This is a genomic window from Sporomusa sp. GT1 (assembly GCF_014634905.1).
Classification (GTDB): Bacteria; Bacillota; Negativicutes; order Sporomusales; family Sporomusaceae; genus Sporomusa; species Sporomusa sphaeroides.
In genome coordinates, this window is the sequence record NZ_BMBX01000006.1 from 68,149 (window position 1) to 83,780 (window position 15,632).

The following is a 15,632-nucleotide window of genomic DNA, read 5'->3' on the forward strand; positions in this document are numbered from 1 at the left end:
GGAGGAAAATATATGATTATTGGTGTAGCTAAAGAAATCAAAAACAATGAAAACCGCGTGGCCTTAACCCCGGCAGGTACAGAAGCCCTGCGCAAAGCCGGACATGCAGTACTGATAGAACAAAATGCCGGAGCCGGCAGCGGTTTTGCCGATGGAAGCTACGAACAAGCAGGAGCGCAAATCATCGCCGACAAAAAAGCCCTGTTTGACCAAGCGGAAATGATCATGAAAGTTAAAGAACCGCTGGCGCCGGAATATGATCTGTTCCATGAGGGACAAATTCTCTTTACCTATCTCCATCTGGCTCCCGAACCGGAATTGACAAGGGCTCTGCTTGATAAAAAAGTAATTGGCATTGCTTACGAAACCATTGAACGTAATCGCACGCTCCCCCTTCTCACTCCCATGAGCGAAGTAGCTGGTCGTATGGCAGTACAGGTAGGCGCCCGTTGCCTGGAAAAACCTCACGGCGGTAAAGGTATTCTGCTTGGTGGTGTGCCTGGTGTTGAATCAGCCCAGGTGGTTATCATCGGTGGTGGCGTAGTTGGTACCAACGCAGCAAAAATGGCTGTAGGTATGGGCGCGCGCGTTGCGATTCTGGACAAATCTCTTGAGCGCCTGGCCTATCTTGATGATATTTTCGGCGGCCGTGTGACTACAATTATGTCCAACAGTTACAATATTGCCTCCTGGGTAAAAAAAGCAGATCTTTTGATTGGTGCTGTTCTTCTTCCCGGCGCAAAAGCTCCTAAACTGGTTACTGAGGACATGGTTAAGACGATGGGCGCCGGCTCTGTAATCGTCGATGTTGCTATTGATCAGGGCGGCTCTGTAGAAACCATCGACCGTGTTACTACCCATAGTGAGCCTACCTACGTCAAACATAATGTTGTCCATTATTCAGTTGCTAATATGCCTGGTGCTGTAGCTCACACCTCTACCTTGGCACTAACTAATGTTACCCTTGAATATGCTTTGCAAGTCGCCGGCAAAGGCTGGAAACAGGCTTTGATCGACGATAGCGGCTTGGCAAAAGGATTAAATGTATTCGACGGCAAGGTAACTTTCCCTGGTGTTGCCGAAGCGCATCGACTTCCGTATACGTCGGTCGCAGACATATTGGCATAGGATTCACTATTGACCTTCAACCAGAGGGATGCTTCTCATAGGTTAACCTATGAGAAGCATCCTTTCTGATTTTAATAAATAACCCCCTGCCGGATCTTCTGCGCTACCTACTATCATGATGTCCCCAAAGAACACTTTAAAGACAATCAAAAGTAATAATTTATTTTTATTTTTGATAAAAGCAGAGACCATTGAAAATAGCCGTTAAAAAATGTTAAACGGTATAAGTGTTTATCAAATATAATAAATAGTATGTTAATATGACATTTTTTTCTTTTCTTAATAATTAATTAATTTAAGGTAAATTTACCTCACAGGAGCTACTATTTATAGGTCATGATCGAAATGCCATTCAAATCGATGGTATTTTCTTTGCTGATAATAGTTATATTATTCTGTAACTGATACACTTTGGCATGGTACTTGCTTAAATAGTAAAGCAAAACCTGATCTATAAGTAAACCAGGTGATGCTTCTAACTAAAAAGGAGGGGTAAAAATCTTAATAAGCACTTGTTATTTATGATGGTAAAGGAGGCAAAAGAGTTGTTGATTAAAAATTGGAGAATTCACGTTTTCGCTTTTTTTATTGTTGCATTTAGTGAATTTATCGGTATGGTAAAAATATCGGTAGGTCCGGGAGTCTTATTATTCCTGCCGCTGCTGTATGCTATGGTTTTTGGCGGAATTATCAGTTGGCCGCGTCTTAAGCTGATCAAACTGGACGAGATGAACGCCGCCTCAAAAGTCTTAGGAGTGATTGCTCTACTTTTAGTAACTAAGCTTGGGGTAATCATTGGTCCGCAGGTAGCGAAAGTAGCTCAATCCGGCTTAGCTTTATCCATGCAGGAATTAGGTCATTTTTTCGGAACAGTAATATTTGGGTTACCGGTAGCTATTATGTTAGGCTTGGGACGGGAAGCCGTAGGCGCTACCTTTTCTATTGACCGGGAGCCGAACATAGCCATTATCAGTGAAAAGTACGGTTTGGACTCGCCCGAAGGACGCGGCGTTATGGCTGTGTATATATGCGGCACGGTTTTTGGAGCCGTTTGGTTAGGTCTTTTAGCCGGCTATCTTGCGGCTACAAAATTTTTCCACCCCTACGCGCTGGCAATGGGTGCAGGTGTTGGCTCAGGCAGTATGTTGGCCGCAGCGTCCGGTGCCATTAAGGCCGTATTCCCTGAGTATGGTAATGAGATCTTAATGTATGCCGGAGCAAGCAATCTATTGACAACGGTTATTGGGATATATTTCTGTTTATTTGTATCTTTGCCAACAACCAATTATCTCTATAAAATACTGACACCCATTCTGGGACCGAAAAAGAATCGGGAGGTGACAATGAAATGAAATGGTCGGAAACGATTCTGATGTTCATTGTTACCGGTATTATAACGGTAGTTGGTAATACCGTCGGCTACAAGCATCCATTGGGAGTTGCTATGGTCGGGTACTTATTTTTAATAGCAATTACCCTGCTGGGTATGGCTCTGGCCCGGTACTTGCCATTTAAGATGCCGATGGTATTTTGGATTTCAGTCCTGGCTGTGCTGTCTACATCACCAATTTCACCTTTTGCTAAAACAATCCTTGAGTATACCAATAAGATGGAGTTTTTGGCATTGGCAACCCCGATACTGGCCTATGCCGGTCTTGCCGTGGGCAAGGATTTAGACATATTTAAGAAAATGTCCTGGCGGATTATTGTTGTCGCATTACTTGTTTACACCGGTACATTTGTGTGCGCTACTATTATCGCTCAATTTATGCTCCGGGTTGAAGGTTTAATTTAACAACGACCTTTCACAATAAATCCTCATAATAGTAAAGACTTTCCAAAAAGTTGAGGTGTAAACATGAAGACTATTATTGACCGGGCAACCGAGTTATCACAACGTATTATTGATATCAGACGGGAATTGCACCGTTACCCTGAGATTAGTTTTAAAGAGTACCGTACAACCGAATTTATAACTAAGCTCCTTGTGCAAGCGGGCATTGAAATTGTGCCCTGGGGAGGTGACACAGGTGTTGTCGGCTTGCTCAAAGGGACTAAACCCGGCCCGGTAGTTGCACTGCGGGCGGATATTGACGCTTTACCGGTAGAGGAAGAAAATGAATGCTCTTACCGCTCACTGCATCCGGGAGTAATGCACGCCTGCGGTCATGATTCACACACAGCGAGCTTACTGGGTGCAGCCTTGATTTTGGCCGAGCTTAGAGAGAGCCTGGCAGGAACTGTTAAGTTTATTTTCCAGCCGGCAGAAGAAATCAATGCCGGAGCTAAAGCCATGATAGAACAGGGTGTGTTGAGTAACCCTGCCGTTGATGTAATCTTTGGCTTACATAACACTCCCTCTATTCCTGCAGGCCAGGTGGGCTGCAAGGAAGGCCCGCTGATGGCCGCTGTGGATACCACCTTTTTGACGATAAAAGGTATCGGTGGACATGGGGCAATTCCCCATAAAACAAGAGATCCGATTATGGCGGCAGCGGCCGTAATCCAGGGATTGCAGACAATTGTCAGTCGTCAGGTCGACCCTTTGTCTTCTGCTGTTATCTCTTTTGGTACGATCCAAGGCGGCCATGCTAACAATGTCATTCCGGAAAAGGTAGAACTCACCGGCACTGTCCGGACTTTTGACCCTGCTCTGCGCGCCGAAATGCCCGACAAGATGTGTAAGGTAATCAACGGTATTGCTCAAGCTATGGATACAGAAGCAGACTTTGTGTACCGCAAAGATTTACCCGCCGTATTCAACCCGCCGGAACTGACCAAATGGTGCCGGGAAGTCCTGGAGCAGGTGTTTGGCGATGGAGTGATTGTGCCGACACCGGGCATGGGTGGAGAAGACTTTGCAATATTCCAGGAAAAAGTGCCGGGTGTGTTCTTGTGGCTGGGGGTAGGCAATACAGCAAAGGGTATTGTTCATCAATGGCATAATCCCCGTTTTGATATTGACGAGGAAGCATTAAAATATGGTGCAGCGGCGTTAGCTCAGTTAGCACATACTTACCTGGAAAATAAAAAAATTTAATAAGCAAACCAGAACATGAATCTAATCAGGAATATAAGAAATAGACAAAAAGCAGGAAGCAGCTTTTTGTCTATTTTTCTAAAAAGGCCATATGGAAATGAGGATGGATCATGAGTATTAGTCTGACCGAGGAACAAGGAAAAGCATTATTAATCCTGCAAGATATTATATCTGCACTATGGGGCGAAGAAGTCTTGCTATTTCAGGCAGGAGAAGACTGCCGGGTAATGAGCCTGGTGGTTCCCGAATCATTTAGAGCGAAGGGTTACCGCTTAAATGTAGGCGATATGCTGCCAGACGGTTCAAGTGGCAAAAAGTGCATTGAATCCGGAAAAATCATAGAAGCATTAGTACCGAAGGAAGTTGTCGGTTTCCCATTGCGAACAATAACCGTGCCAATAATGAAAGAAGGAAAAGTAATTGGTTGTGCGGGTGTAGGTCATAATCGTGAAAAGCAAATGGTACTTAATGAAGTCGCCGAAAACCTTTCAGCAAGTTCTGAGGAAATTTCTGCCTCCACACATCAAATTCATGATCATTCAAATGAGATTGAACGCGCCACAGCTTTATTTATGCAATCATTTACAACCTTACTGACAAAAATAGAGGAAATAGATCAGATGAATGAAATTATTCGGAATATCGCGTCACAATCCAATTTGCTTGCTTTAAACGCTGCTATTGAATCCGCTCGCGCCGGCGAAAGCGGGAGAGGATTTTCGGTGGTTTCTGAGGAAGTAAGAAAACTGGCCAATAAAAGTGCCGAAACAGTCAAGAAAATCAATGCCGCATTGCTAAGTGTGCGGGAAGGTGTAAAGGATGTGAATGAAAAGGTAAATACAACTAATTCTCTACTGGCTATTCAAAAGCAAGCTACTCAGGAGATAAACGGGGCAATGCGCGGTGTTGCCGAAACAGCAATGACCTTAAATGAACTGAGTAGAAATATCTAATAAAAAGCTTTTTCCTTTTTAAATATGTGACTTATATTCATTTTGTTGATGACTGTCTGTTGATTTATTCCTAAGAAGGTGGAATGATTATGACTGATCACGTTAAGTTTTTTACAACAAATAAAGTACCCGCAGATTATTCTAATCATATTACGGAAATAACATTAGCCTATGAAACGTACGGAAAATTAAACCATACTAACGATAATGCCATATTAATAATCCATGGCTTTTCGTCAGATTCCCATGTTGCCTCACATAATATTAATGATGTACCGGGATGGTGGGAATGGGCAGTTGGCCCGGACAAGCCTCTGGATACAAATAAATATTATATTGTTTGCGCTAATAATTTCGGCAGCTGCTTTGGCAGTACCGGACCGGTCACTCCCCCGCCTTCCATTGCCGACATCGTGTTTTGTCAGCAAAAGCTGCAAGAGGAGTTGGGAATTGATAAATGGTACGCTGTCATTGGCGGATCGCTTGGCGGTATGGCCGTCCTGGAGTGGATTGCCTTGTATCCGGAGAATATTCAGCGGGCTGTATGCCTTAATGCCGGAGCTAAATTATCATTTATGGGGCAAGGGCTTACCGATATTCAACAAGAACTAATCCGGTCAGTACCTGACAAAGGATTTAATCTGGCACGACGCTTGGCCAACCTATCTTATGTAGGAGAAGAATTTTTTACTGAACAGCAACTAGAAAATCCGGACTGGCGACTTAACGACTTTTTAGAAGAAGAGTCCGCTATGTTTGTTGAGCGGTTTAATTGTAATAGTTATCTAAGTTTCTTGCAGGCTATGCGTAGTTATGATTTAACTCTTCGGAACTCACCTCTTGCTAAATGCTTGTCTAAGCCTCGAATACTTTTGGTTGGTTGCCTGGAAGATATTCTATTTCCTATCTGGGTCATTAAAGAAACAGAATTGCGGCTTAGCAAGTTCGTAAAAACAAACAAAGTAATTGTGAACTCTAAATTTGGGCATGATGCTTTTTTAATGGATGAATTGCTTTACGGTAAAATTATAAGAAATTTTTTGTGAATTAGATATTAAGAATTGCTTGCTGTTTATCGGGCATGGATCGCCGCTAAATACGGTTGGAGACAATAAATATATAAAAGGCTTCCGAATCCTCGGAAGCCTTGATCTCTTTGGTGACCCACGTAGGAATCGAACCTGCAACCTACTGATTAAGAATCAATTTTGAGCGCCATTTTTCGTTTTCAAAACACCATGAATGCTTGATAGAACTTTTTTTCGCTTTGTAGTTGTACGGTTGGTAGTACAACTACGATTAATTGAAGGCAACCTGCTGTAAGATTGGCAAGGAGTGCCCCGGTCTGCCTCCCCATGCCCAGCTTAAAATGCCTTCCGGCAGGATACGACTTTAAGCGCAGCGATGGCTGAACGGAAGCGGATGAGGAGAGATGATTGAACTGTTACTGAAAATCAAGGCGTATTGGGTCCCAGTGCATTGTGATAATACTTAATTACATCTTTACGCGTTATAATCCCCATAAATTTTTCCCGGTCATCAACTACCGGAACAAAATTTTGATCCATAACGCGCAGAAGTAATTCATCCATGGTAGTATCAATCTTAATCGCAGGATTCCAGCTGCTTCGAATTATATTCAAAATCGAATACTCTTCCTGTAATTTCATGGTATACACACCACTATCCACTAGATGCCATAAGAAATCGCCTTCACTGACGGTTCCGATATAAGTTCCATCCTTTGATATAACAGGTATGGCCGTATAGCCATGAAACCTCATTTTTTCCAGTCCTTGCCGCAAGGAACAGTGATCGTAAAGAAATGCAACCATGGCTTTCGGTGTTAATAAGAAGAGAATGTTTTTTCCTTTATCCACGTAAACACTACACTCCATTTATTCTCTATCATTTCGATTAATTTTAACGAGAATGGGATACTTTCCAGGCATCAAGTGCCAAATTCAATTCCAGCACATTGACACGGGGTTCGCCCAAAATGCCCCATTGCCTTCCTTCCACATGCTGCTTCACCAGTTGTCGCACCACATCAGGACTTAGCCCACGCTCCCTGGCAACCCGCTGCGCCTGAGCATAAGCAGCAGCAGGTGTGATGTGGGGATCAAGGCCGCTCCCCGAGGCCAGCACTAAGTCAGAAGGTACCGCAGTCCCTGCAGGCAAGTCGTTTTCTTCCCGTACTTTTTGCACATTATCCTTCACCGTATCCGCCAGTTTCTGATTGGTTGGCCCCAGGTTGGAACCGGAGGAACTGGCCCCGTCATAGCCATCCTTGCCGGCCGCCGATGGCCGGCTATGGAAATAGCCGGGACTGGTAAAAATTTGACCAATTAATCTGGAACCGATCGGTACTCCGTCACGAACGATCATCGACCCGTTAGCTTGATCAGGAAAAACTACCTGTGACAAGCCCGTCATCACCAGAGGATAAACAAAACCGGTTATCATGGTTAGCGCGACAAAGAGGACTGCCGCACTGATAATTTGTCGAAACATTTTTGTTCACCACCCTTTCCTTTCATTCTGGAACCATTCTCTTTACCTTGCCGTCATTGCTAAACCAGTCCAAGTGCTACAATAATCAAGTCGATCAGCTTAATCCCAATAAAGGGAGCCAAGATTCCTCCTACACCATAAATCAGCAGGTTACGTCTGAGCAGGATTTCGGCTCCTACCGGCCGGTATTGTACTCCCCGCAAAGCCAGTGGGATCAAGGCGATGATAACTAAGGCGTTAAAGGTAACGGCACTTAGAATTGCACTTTCCGGAGTAGACAGGGCCATGACATTGAAGACGTTTAGCACCGGAAACGCTCCTGTAAACATAGCCGGAATGATCGCAAAATATTTGGCGATATCATTGGCCACACTGAATGTGGTCAGGGAGCCACGGGTAATTAAAAGCTGCTTGCCGATTTCCACCACTTCAATCAGCTTGGTGGGATTACTATCAAGATCAACCATATTGCCAGCTTCTTTGGCGGCCTGCGTGCCGCTGTTCATGGCTACTCCCACATCAGCCTGGGCCAATGCCGGTGCATCGTTGGTGCCGTCACCGGTCATGGCAACCAACATCCCCTGTTCTTGATACTGGCGTATTAACCGTAATTTATCTTCCGGCGTTGCTTCAGCCAGGAAATCATCCACTCCGGCCTCGGCAGCAATCGCCGCAGCTGTCAGCGGATTATCACCGGTAATCATGATGGTTTTGATCCCCATCTGCCTGAGATCGCGAAATCGTTCCTTAATACCGCCTTTCACGATATCTTTCAGGTGAATGGCACCAAGCACGTGTGCGCCTTCCGCCACGACAAGAGGTGTCCCACCGCTCTTGGCAATTGTCTCACAAGCTTTTTCAATCGCATCAGGGAATGCTCCCTCCTGCCCTTGCGTATATTTTTTGATGGCATCCACCGCACCTTTGCGGATTTCCCGGCCAGTTACGTTCACGCCGCTCATCCGGGTCTGCGCCGTGAAGGGAACAAACTCGGCTTCCATCGCCGTTAAGTTCCGTTCCCGCAGATTGTACTTCTCTTTAGCCAAGATAACGATGCTCCGGCCTTCCGGTGTCTCATCAGCCAACGAGGCCAGTTGCGCCGCATCGGCCAGTTGTTCCGGACTAATGCCGGGAGCCGGGATAAACTCAGTCGCCATCCGGTTACCAAGCGTAATGGTGCCGGTTTTATCCAGCAGCAGTGCATCCACATCACCTGCAGCCTCTACAGCCCGACCGGACATGGCCAGCACATTCCGTTTTAGCAGCCGGTCCATACCAGCAATGCCAATGGCCGAAAGCAACCCACCAATGGTTGTGGGAATCAAGCAGACCAGCAAGGCAATTAAAACTGCCACCGGTATATTAATCTCGGAATATATGCCAAAGGGTGCCAGCGTAGCTACGGCAAACAGAAAGATAATGGTCAAGCCAATCAGCAAAATCGTCAGGGCAATCTCGTTAGGTGTTTTTTGCCGTTTCGCCCCTTCTACCAGGGAAATCATCCTATCAAGAAAAGTTTCGCCGGGATTGGCCATAATCTGGATTTTAATCCAGTCAGACAACACCCGGGTTCCGCCAGTGACCGAAGATTTATCGCCGCCTGATTCGCGGATGACCGGCGCTGATTCTCCAGTTACAGCACTTTCATCGACCGATGCCATCCCTTCGATGATTTCTCCGTCGCCGGGAATGAAATCCCCGGCTTCCACAAGCACAAAATCCCCCTTACGCAGCTCGACAGCATCTACCAAGATCGTCTCGCTGCCGTTGACTTTCTTGGCCTTCGTCCGGCTGCGGCTGCTGCGCAAGGCATTAGCCTGCGCCTTTCCCCGTCCTTCGGCAACCGCTTCGGCAAAGTTAGCAAACAAAACCGTAAACCATAACCACAGTGTGATTTGCAAGGTAAAGAAGGTCGACTGACTGTCTCCCTGCATAAAATCGCGTACAGTAAACCAGGTGGTGATAATCGCCCCGATATACACGATCAGCATGACCGGATTCCGCATTTGTGTGCGCGGGCTTAACTTGCGAAAGGCATCGCGCACTGCAGTTCCTAAGATTTCTTTATTAAAACTGCCTCGAGTAGTATTCATTCCCATTCGCTCCTTTTAAAACATAGTCCCTTGCAGCATCAGCAGCTGTTCGACGATCGGTCCCAACGTCAGCATTGGTAAAAAGGTTAATCCACCAATGATCAGGACAATACCAGCTAAGAGCATCACAAACAGCCAGCCGGTTGTCGAGAATGTGCCGGAACCGGGAGGGGAAACCTTCTTTTCCGCCATGCCGCCGGCAATCGCCAAAATAGGTAGAATGACACCAAAACGGCCAATCAGCATTCCCACTGCCAGCATTACATTATAAAAGGGGGTGTTCGCACTTAAACCGCCAAAGGCACTGCCGTTATTACCTACGGCAGAAGCGAACGCATACATGACCTCACTCAGGCCATGCGGCCCGGGATTAAAAACAGAGGATGTGCCGGGTCCTGTGACTGCAGCAATAGCACTGCTGGTCAGGATTGTAACCGAGGGGAATAATATCCCCAGTGTTGCCATTTTGGTCTCCCGGGCTTCAATTTTTTTCCCGAGATATTCCGGCGTTCTGCCAACCATCAGCCCTACAATAAATACCGTCAAAATAACAAGCAGCATCATCCCGTAAAACCCGGCGCCAACCCCGCCGATAATGACTTCTCCCATCTGCATCTGCAATAAAGGAAAGAGGCCGCCCAGCGGTGTAAAGCTGTCATGCATAGCATTCACCGCACCGCAGGAAGCCGCTGTCGTAACCGTAGCGAACAAGGCCGAACCGGCGATACCAAACCGTACTTCCTTGCCTTCCATAGCTGTGGGACTGTCCACACCCCAGCCGGCCAAGTTCGGATTTCCATGCAACTCACTGAGGTAAGTCCCTGTCAGCATCAGAACAAACAACAACGCCATTGTCGCCAATACAGCGTATCCCTGCCGCCGGTCCCGGGCCATCCGTCCGAAAGCCAGCACCAGCGCTGTGGGAATGAGAAAAATACTGACCGCTTGCAGAAAGCTAGTCAACGGTGTAGGGTTTTCAAAGGGATGGGCCGAGTTGGCGTTAAAGAAACCACCGCCGTTAGTTCCTAACATTTTAATGGCTTCCTGAGAAGCCACCGGCCCCATTGCCAGAATTTGTTCCGCGCCCTCCAGCGTTTGTACTGTCAGGTAAACGGATAAATTCTGTATCGCCCCTTGCTGCACCAACAGTAAGGTAAACACAATCGCTAAAGGTAACAACACGCGTAGTGTGCCCCGCACCAGATCGACCCAGAAATTGCCGATAGTCGAAACCGACTTACGGGTTAATCCCCGGATCAAGGCCATTGCTACTGCCAATCCCACGGCTGCTGAAACAAAGTTCTGCACAGTTAGCGCCGTCATTTGGGTGAAATAGCTCATGGTCGATTCCCCGCCGTAGGACTGCCAGTTCGTATTGGTCATAAAGCTGACCGCTGTATTGAACGCCAAATGCCAGGGAGAGACGCCGCTGAGATCGGCTGGATTCCAAATGAGTGCACCTTGCAGAATTTGAATGAGAAAAACGACAGTTGCACCTAACACGTTAAATAGCAGTAGTGCTCCGGCATACTGTCGCCAATTCATCTCCTGTTCCGGCTTGATCCCTGCCAATCGGTAGAGCAGCCGCTCCAACGGCTGAAGCACTGGATCAAGGAATGTCTTTTCTATCGTAAACACTTTAGCCATATACTTGCTCAAAGGCCAAGCCAGCAGCAGTACCACAATGAGAAACAGCCCAAACATTATCATATCTGTCATCATGTTAAAAATCCTCCGGTTTCCATAAAGCGTAAAGTAAGTACACCAGTAACAAGACAGCCCCAATTCCTGCCAACCATAAGTCAGCCATAGTTTCCCTCCTACCGCCTTTGAACTTCAAATTTATTGTACCTCCGGTGGAGATAAAGATGCTGATAAAAGATTAGCTTAAGGCATAAAAAATATGTAAAGATTTCGCTCCCTCTGCCCTTTACGGCAAAAAAGAAACAGACCGCTTGTCATAAGCAGTCTGTTTCTTTTTAAATGACAGGCGTCTAACGCCCCATCAGCCGATAGCCAACGCCCGATTCGGTGACAATATAACGGGGCTGAGCCGGGTCCTGCTCAATCTTGCGTCGCAGCTGGCCAATGTAGATGCGAATATAGTGGGTATCCTCCCCGCAAGCATTGCCCCACCCCGCCTTTAACAATTGCTTGTGCGTCAACACCCGCCCAGCATGGAGCATCATGAATTTGATCAATTCATACTCCGTTGGCGTCAGTTTGATCTCCCGTTCATCCACAGTGACCCGTCGTTGCAGCAGATCGACAGCCAAACCACCGCAGCGCCGGATCGGTTCGTTGTCACTGCTTCCTACCCGGCGCAGGCAGACCCGTATACGTGCCATAAGCTCACCTATCCCGAATGGCTTGGTAATATAGTCATCTGCACCGGCGTCCAGCGCAGCAATCTTTTCCTCTTCCTGCTCACGGGCTGTCAAAATAATCATGGGTACCGCTGACCACTCGCGAATCTGCTGAATAACCTGTTTGCCGTCCATATCCGGCAATCCCAGGTCCACAATGACCAGATCAGGTTTAAAGGCCGCCGCCTGCTGAATGCCTTCCAGCCCATTTGCCGTCTCGCATAATTGATAACCATGCGCAAGCAGAGAAACATGGAGTAATTTTCGCATTTGCGGCTCATCATCAACCACCAAAATTCGGAGTCCCTTTTCTGTCATCCCACTCACTCTCCTTAATCACACTCCGACTACCATTAGCAGGTACAGGTACAGCAAAAACAAAAATTGCTCCTCCACCCGGGTTATTCTTAGCCCAAATTCGCCCCTGATGAGCTTCTATGATACTTTTGCAAATGGATAAACCCAAGCCTGTGCCGGCAACCTGTACGGCCTGCTGCGATGCCCGGTAAAATTTATCAAATATTTTAGCTAAATCCTGCAGGGAAATGCCACAGCCATTATCTTCTACGGAAACAAAAATTTCCGACCCGCTTTGCTCAGCGGCAATGGTGAGTTCTGTGCCAGGAGGCGAGTATTTAATGGCGTTATCCAGTAAATTCACTACAACATGCTCCAGTAAGACGCAATCGGCCCGAAGCAGCGGCAAATCAGGAGCGATCCGGGTCCTGAGGATATGATTGTGCGTTGTTTCACCCATGCGGCGAATTGCTGTGCCCACAATATCTTCTACATCACACCAGTCTATCTTTAATTGCAGCATCCCGCTTTCCAGCCGAGCAGTGTTCAGTAAATTTGCCACTACGCGCTCCATGCGGGTAGCACTACTTTTCACCGTTTCCAGCAGTTCCTGGCGGATTTCAGCGCTATATTGCGTCGAGCTATCCAGTAAAGTGGCAATAGCCGCGCTAATTTCAGCCAGCGGCGTCCTTAGTTCGTGAGAGACTGAATTAAATAATGCCGTGCGCAACTGATCAGACTCTTTTAATAATGCCGCCTGCCGGGCAGCCTCCGTTAGCTTACCCCGTTCCACGGCAATGGCTGCCAAGCCTGCCCAGGCATAAATTAGCTGCCGCTCTTCCTGCGTCATTTTCTGCTGCCCCAATTCGATACCAAATACCCCTACCGTCCGTCGGTCAACGGTCAGCGGCACGAATAAAAATTCAGCACCAGGCAGCGTCTCCGTAGATCGTCCTGCTACCTGCCCATTAACCCAAACCCAATTCGCCACTGCATGTTCTGCGGCAGGCAATTCCGCTTGGCTTCCTCTGCCCTCCGGTATATTAGCCTCATATTGTGCTTCTACCTTCAAACTTCCCTGTTCTTCCGGCAAGAGCAGTACCGTATTTCGTCCAAGCGCTACACCTGTGTGTCTGACAAAGGTCCAGGCAATCTGGTTTACATCAATAATCGCCGCAATCTGGCTGCTAAAATCATATAAGGTACGGACACTGGTTTCCCGCTGCCTTGTCAGACGCACTTCTTTTTTTAGCATTTCCGTCCGACCGCCAACTACAAAGGAAATGACCAGGAAAATAGTAAAACTCCATAAATAGCGAATATCACTCACATTAAATGTTAACAGAGGCGGAGTAAATAAAAAGTCAAACGCCAGGACACTGGCCAGCGCTGTAATATAGGACGGCCAACGGCCCCAGCGGACAGCGGTAAATAAAATCGGCAATAAATACAACAGGGCAATATTGACCTGCTCTAATTGTTCTCTGCCCACCCAGCTAATAGCCGTAACCACTGATGTCATCACCAGCCCTCCGGCAATCGGCAACCAGGCGATTGCCGGCACGTCATTCCGGGCGGTGCTGATAGCAGAATGCGTTTCCGCCTCTGCTTTACTTTGAATGACATACACGTTAATGCCCTCACTCTTTCGGAGCAGCTTGTCCACCAGTGACCCATGCCAAAATTCCCGCAGACGGCTATGGCGCGGTTTGCCGATCACAACAGCCGTTACATTTTCGTTACGGGCAACGTTCATCATTTCCTCAACAATGTCGTTGCCAGCCACCGTAACAATTTTGCCACCCAATTCCTCTGCCAGGTTCAAATTGCGCCACACCCGGTCCCGTTCCTTTTCCCCCATGGGAAAGCGGCGGGATGGGGTGTCGACATAGACAGCCAGAAAATCCGCCCGTAATCCTTTTGCCAAACGCTGAGCAGCCCGGATAAGCTGGGCCGAAAAAGGGCTGGCACTGACACAAACCATTACCCGGCCGGCTGCCGGCCATGGCCCGTCAATATGATTTTTCCGCATGTATTCTGCCATATCCTGATCGACCCGGGAGGCGGTAAAACGCAGGGCAAGCTCCCGCAAGGCATTAATATTTCCCGGACGGAAAAAACTTTTTAACGCCTGCTGCGCCTGACCGGAAATATAGACCTTGCCGTCCTTTAAACGTTTAATCAGATCTTCCGGCGGTATATCAATCAACTGGATATTGTCGGCCTGCTCCACAAACGAGTCCGGGACTGTTTCCCGGACAATGATACCAGTAATCTGGGCAACCACATCGTTGAGACTTTCGATATGTTGAATATTCAGCGTTGTATAAACATCGATTCCGGCATTTAATAACTCCTCTACATCCTGAAAGCGCCGGACGTGCCGGGAGCCCTTCACGTTGGTATGTGCTAGTTCATCCACCAATACCAGTTCCGGCTTTTGCTCCAGAATCGCGTCAATCCCCATTTCCGTCAGCTTCTTGCCCCGGTATTCTAATATGGTAGGAGCAATGCGTGGTAAGCCTATCACTAATTTCTCCGTCTCTGCCCGGCCATGCGTTTCCACCCAGCCAATTGCCACCCGCACACCTTCTGCCAACCGGTCATGCGCGGCTTCCAGCATGGTATATGTTTTACCAACCCCGGCGGCCGCTCCCAAAAAAATCGTTAACTTCCCCTGATGCTCTTTATGAATTCGTTGCAGCAACTCTTCAGGGTCAGGCCGGCGTTCCTCCTCTTTTTTCATGCGCTATATCAACTCCTTATTAAGCAAACGTTTATCTTATTCTAAGTATTGAGGCAATGGGTCCACACTAGTAAGAAACAGCATCCGATTTTAAAAAGTAATGTCAAGTTTTTATTACGCCTACAACTATTGTTTCCTGCTTGAATACCATTTCACCTACACGTCTCCAACAAATCATTTTAGCAAGCATTTATCTGTACTACGAATCATAAAACCATATTTTATAAGAAGTACCGTGCCTTCAGCGGACACGGTACTCTAACCCATCTATTTCTGCAAGTGAAAGGAAAACGTAGCAACTCTTCCAGCGGCAAATGCAACTGTTCCGCCATATCTAAATAATGCCTCTTTATTTTTTTAAGGATAATCATCATGGCAGCTGCAGCCATTAGCAAAAGCGCGCAGCACCAACGCCATTATCATCCAATCCAACTCCTGGCGGACCAGTGATTACCGCCTGCTATGCTTCCTGTATTTTACGAATAAGTTGCCGTG

The 15,632-nt window shown here is 47.1% G+C and carries 13 protein-coding genes; 6 read left to right on the forward strand and 7 right to left on the reverse strand.

Annotated features, from left to right (window positions below; translation table 11 throughout):
- Window positions 1-12 precede the first annotated feature (12 nt).
- The 6 genes from ald to GT1_RS09895 all read left to right on the forward strand — a co-directional run bounded on the left by ald (window position 13) and on the right by GT1_RS09895 (window position 6,167).
- Window positions 13-1,128 (forward strand): alanine dehydrogenase, encoded by a 1,116-nt coding sequence (ald, locus tag GT1_RS09870; RefSeq protein ID WP_188398555.1) that lies wholly within the window; start codon window positions 13-15, stop codon window positions 1,126-1,128.
- Window positions 1,129-1,673: 545 nt separating this feature from the next.
- Window positions 1,674-2,480, forward strand: a complete 807-nt coding sequence (locus tag GT1_RS09875) for a DUF3100 domain-containing protein (protein WP_223226156.1) — start codon at window positions 1,674-1,676, stop codon at window positions 2,478-2,480.
- Window positions 2,477-2,923, forward strand: a complete 447-nt coding sequence (locus tag GT1_RS09880; RefSeq protein WP_188398556.1) for a hypothetical protein — start codon at window positions 2,477-2,479, stop codon at window positions 2,921-2,923. Before GT1_RS09875 ends, GT1_RS09880 begins: the two co-directional genes overlap by 4 nt.
- A gap of 63 nt (window positions 2,924-2,986) precedes the next feature.
- Window positions 2,987-4,168 carry a M20 family metallopeptidase gene (locus GT1_RS09885; RefSeq protein ID WP_188398557.1) on the forward strand — a complete coding sequence of 394 codons (1,182 nt, stop codon included), beginning with the start codon at window positions 2,987-2,989 and terminating at the stop codon, window positions 4,166-4,168.
- A gap of 110 nt (window positions 4,169-4,278) precedes the next feature.
- Window positions 4,279-5,121, forward strand: a complete 843-nt coding sequence (locus GT1_RS22650) for a methyl-accepting chemotaxis protein (protein ID WP_188398558.1) — start codon at window positions 4,279-4,281, stop codon at window positions 5,119-5,121.
- A gap of 89 nt (window positions 5,122-5,210) precedes the next feature.
- Window positions 5,211-6,167, forward strand: a complete 957-nt coding sequence (locus tag GT1_RS09895; RefSeq protein ID WP_188398559.1) for an alpha/beta fold hydrolase — start codon at window positions 5,211-5,213, stop codon at window positions 6,165-6,167.
- Between the two features lie 408 nt (window positions 6,168-6,575).
- On the opposite strand, the gene GT1_RS09900 is transcribed toward GT1_RS09895, so the two are convergent.
- The 7 genes from GT1_RS09900 to GT1_RS09930 form a co-directional block, all read right to left on the reverse strand.
- Window positions 6,576-7,001 (reverse strand): CBS domain-containing protein, encoded by a 426-nt coding sequence (locus GT1_RS09900; protein WP_223226157.1) that lies wholly within the window; start codon window positions 6,999-7,001, stop codon window positions 6,576-6,578.
- Between the two features lie 43 nt (window positions 7,002-7,044).
- Window positions 7,045-7,635 carry a potassium-transporting ATPase subunit KdpC gene (kdpC, locus tag GT1_RS09905; protein WP_188398561.1) on the reverse strand — a complete coding sequence of 197 codons (591 nt, stop codon included), beginning with the start codon at window positions 7,633-7,635 and terminating at the stop codon, window positions 7,045-7,047.
- A 59-nt stretch (window positions 7,636-7,694) separates the two neighbouring features.
- Entirely contained in the window at window positions 7,695-9,734 is a 2,040-nt protein-coding gene (gene kdpB, locus GT1_RS09910) for a potassium-transporting ATPase subunit KdpB (protein ID WP_376742003.1), read from the reverse strand.
- A 9-nt stretch (window positions 9,735-9,743) separates the two neighbouring features.
- On the reverse strand, window positions 9,744-11,450 hold the full coding sequence (gene kdpA, locus GT1_RS09915) for a potassium-transporting ATPase subunit KdpA (RefSeq protein ID WP_188398563.1): 1,707 nt from the start codon (window positions 11,448-11,450) through the stop codon (window positions 9,744-9,746).
- 1 nt (window position 11,451) lies between these two features.
- Window positions 11,452-11,538 (reverse strand): K(+)-transporting ATPase subunit F, encoded by an 87-nt coding sequence (gene kdpF / locus GT1_RS22740; protein ID WP_188398627.1) that lies wholly within the window; start codon window positions 11,536-11,538, stop codon window positions 11,452-11,454.
- A 184-nt stretch (window positions 11,539-11,722) separates the two neighbouring features.
- A complete protein-coding gene (locus tag GT1_RS09925) occupies window positions 11,723-12,412 on the reverse strand; it encodes a response regulator (RefSeq protein ID WP_075753485.1) in 690 nt (229 codons plus the stop codon).
- Complete coding sequence (locus GT1_RS09930; RefSeq protein ID WP_188398564.1) at window positions 12,378-15,137, reverse strand: sensor histidine kinase KdpD; 2,760 nt, start codon at window positions 15,135-15,137, stop codon at window positions 12,378-12,380. Before GT1_RS09930 ends, GT1_RS09925 begins: the two co-directional genes overlap by 35 nt.
- Window positions 15,138-15,632 lie beyond the last annotated feature (495 nt).

Coding starts and splice junctions, on each gene's coding strand:
- ald (WP_188398555.1), top strand. CDS start 13: ATGATTATTGGTGTAGCTAAAGAAATCAAAAACAATGAAAACCGCGTG.
- GT1_RS09880 (WP_188398556.1), top strand. CDS start 2,477: ATGAAATGGTCGGAAACGATTCTGATGTTCATTGTTACCGGTATTATA.
- GT1_RS09885 (WP_188398557.1), top strand. CDS start 2,987: ATGAAGACTATTATTGACCGGGCAACCGAGTTATCACAACGTATTATT.
- GT1_RS22650 (WP_188398558.1), top strand. CDS start 4,279: ATGAGTATTAGTCTGACCGAGGAACAAGGAAAAGCATTATTAATCCTG.
- GT1_RS09895 (WP_188398559.1), top strand. CDS start 5,211: ATGACTGATCACGTTAAGTTTTTTACAACAAATAAAGTACCCGCAGAT.
- kdpC (WP_188398561.1), bottom strand. CDS start 7,635: ATGTTTCGACAAATTATCAGTGCGGCAGTCCTCTTTGTCGCGCTAACC.
- kdpB (WP_376742003.1), bottom strand. CDS start 9,734: ATGGGAATGAATACTACTCGAGGCAGTTTTAATAAAGAAATCTTAGGA.
- kdpA (WP_188398563.1), bottom strand. CDS start 11,450: ATGATGACAGATATGATAATGTTTGGGCTGTTTCTCATTGTGGTACTG.
- kdpF (WP_188398627.1), bottom strand. CDS start 11,538: ATGGCTGACTTATGGTTGGCAGGAATTGGGGCTGTCTTGTTACTGGTG.
- GT1_RS09925 (WP_075753485.1), bottom strand. CDS start 12,412: ATGACAGAAAAGGGACTCCGAATTTTGGTGGTTGATGATGAGCCGCAA.
- GT1_RS09930 (WP_188398564.1), bottom strand. CDS start 15,137: ATGAAAAAAGAGGAGGAACGCCGGCCTGACCCTGAAGAGTTGCTGCAA.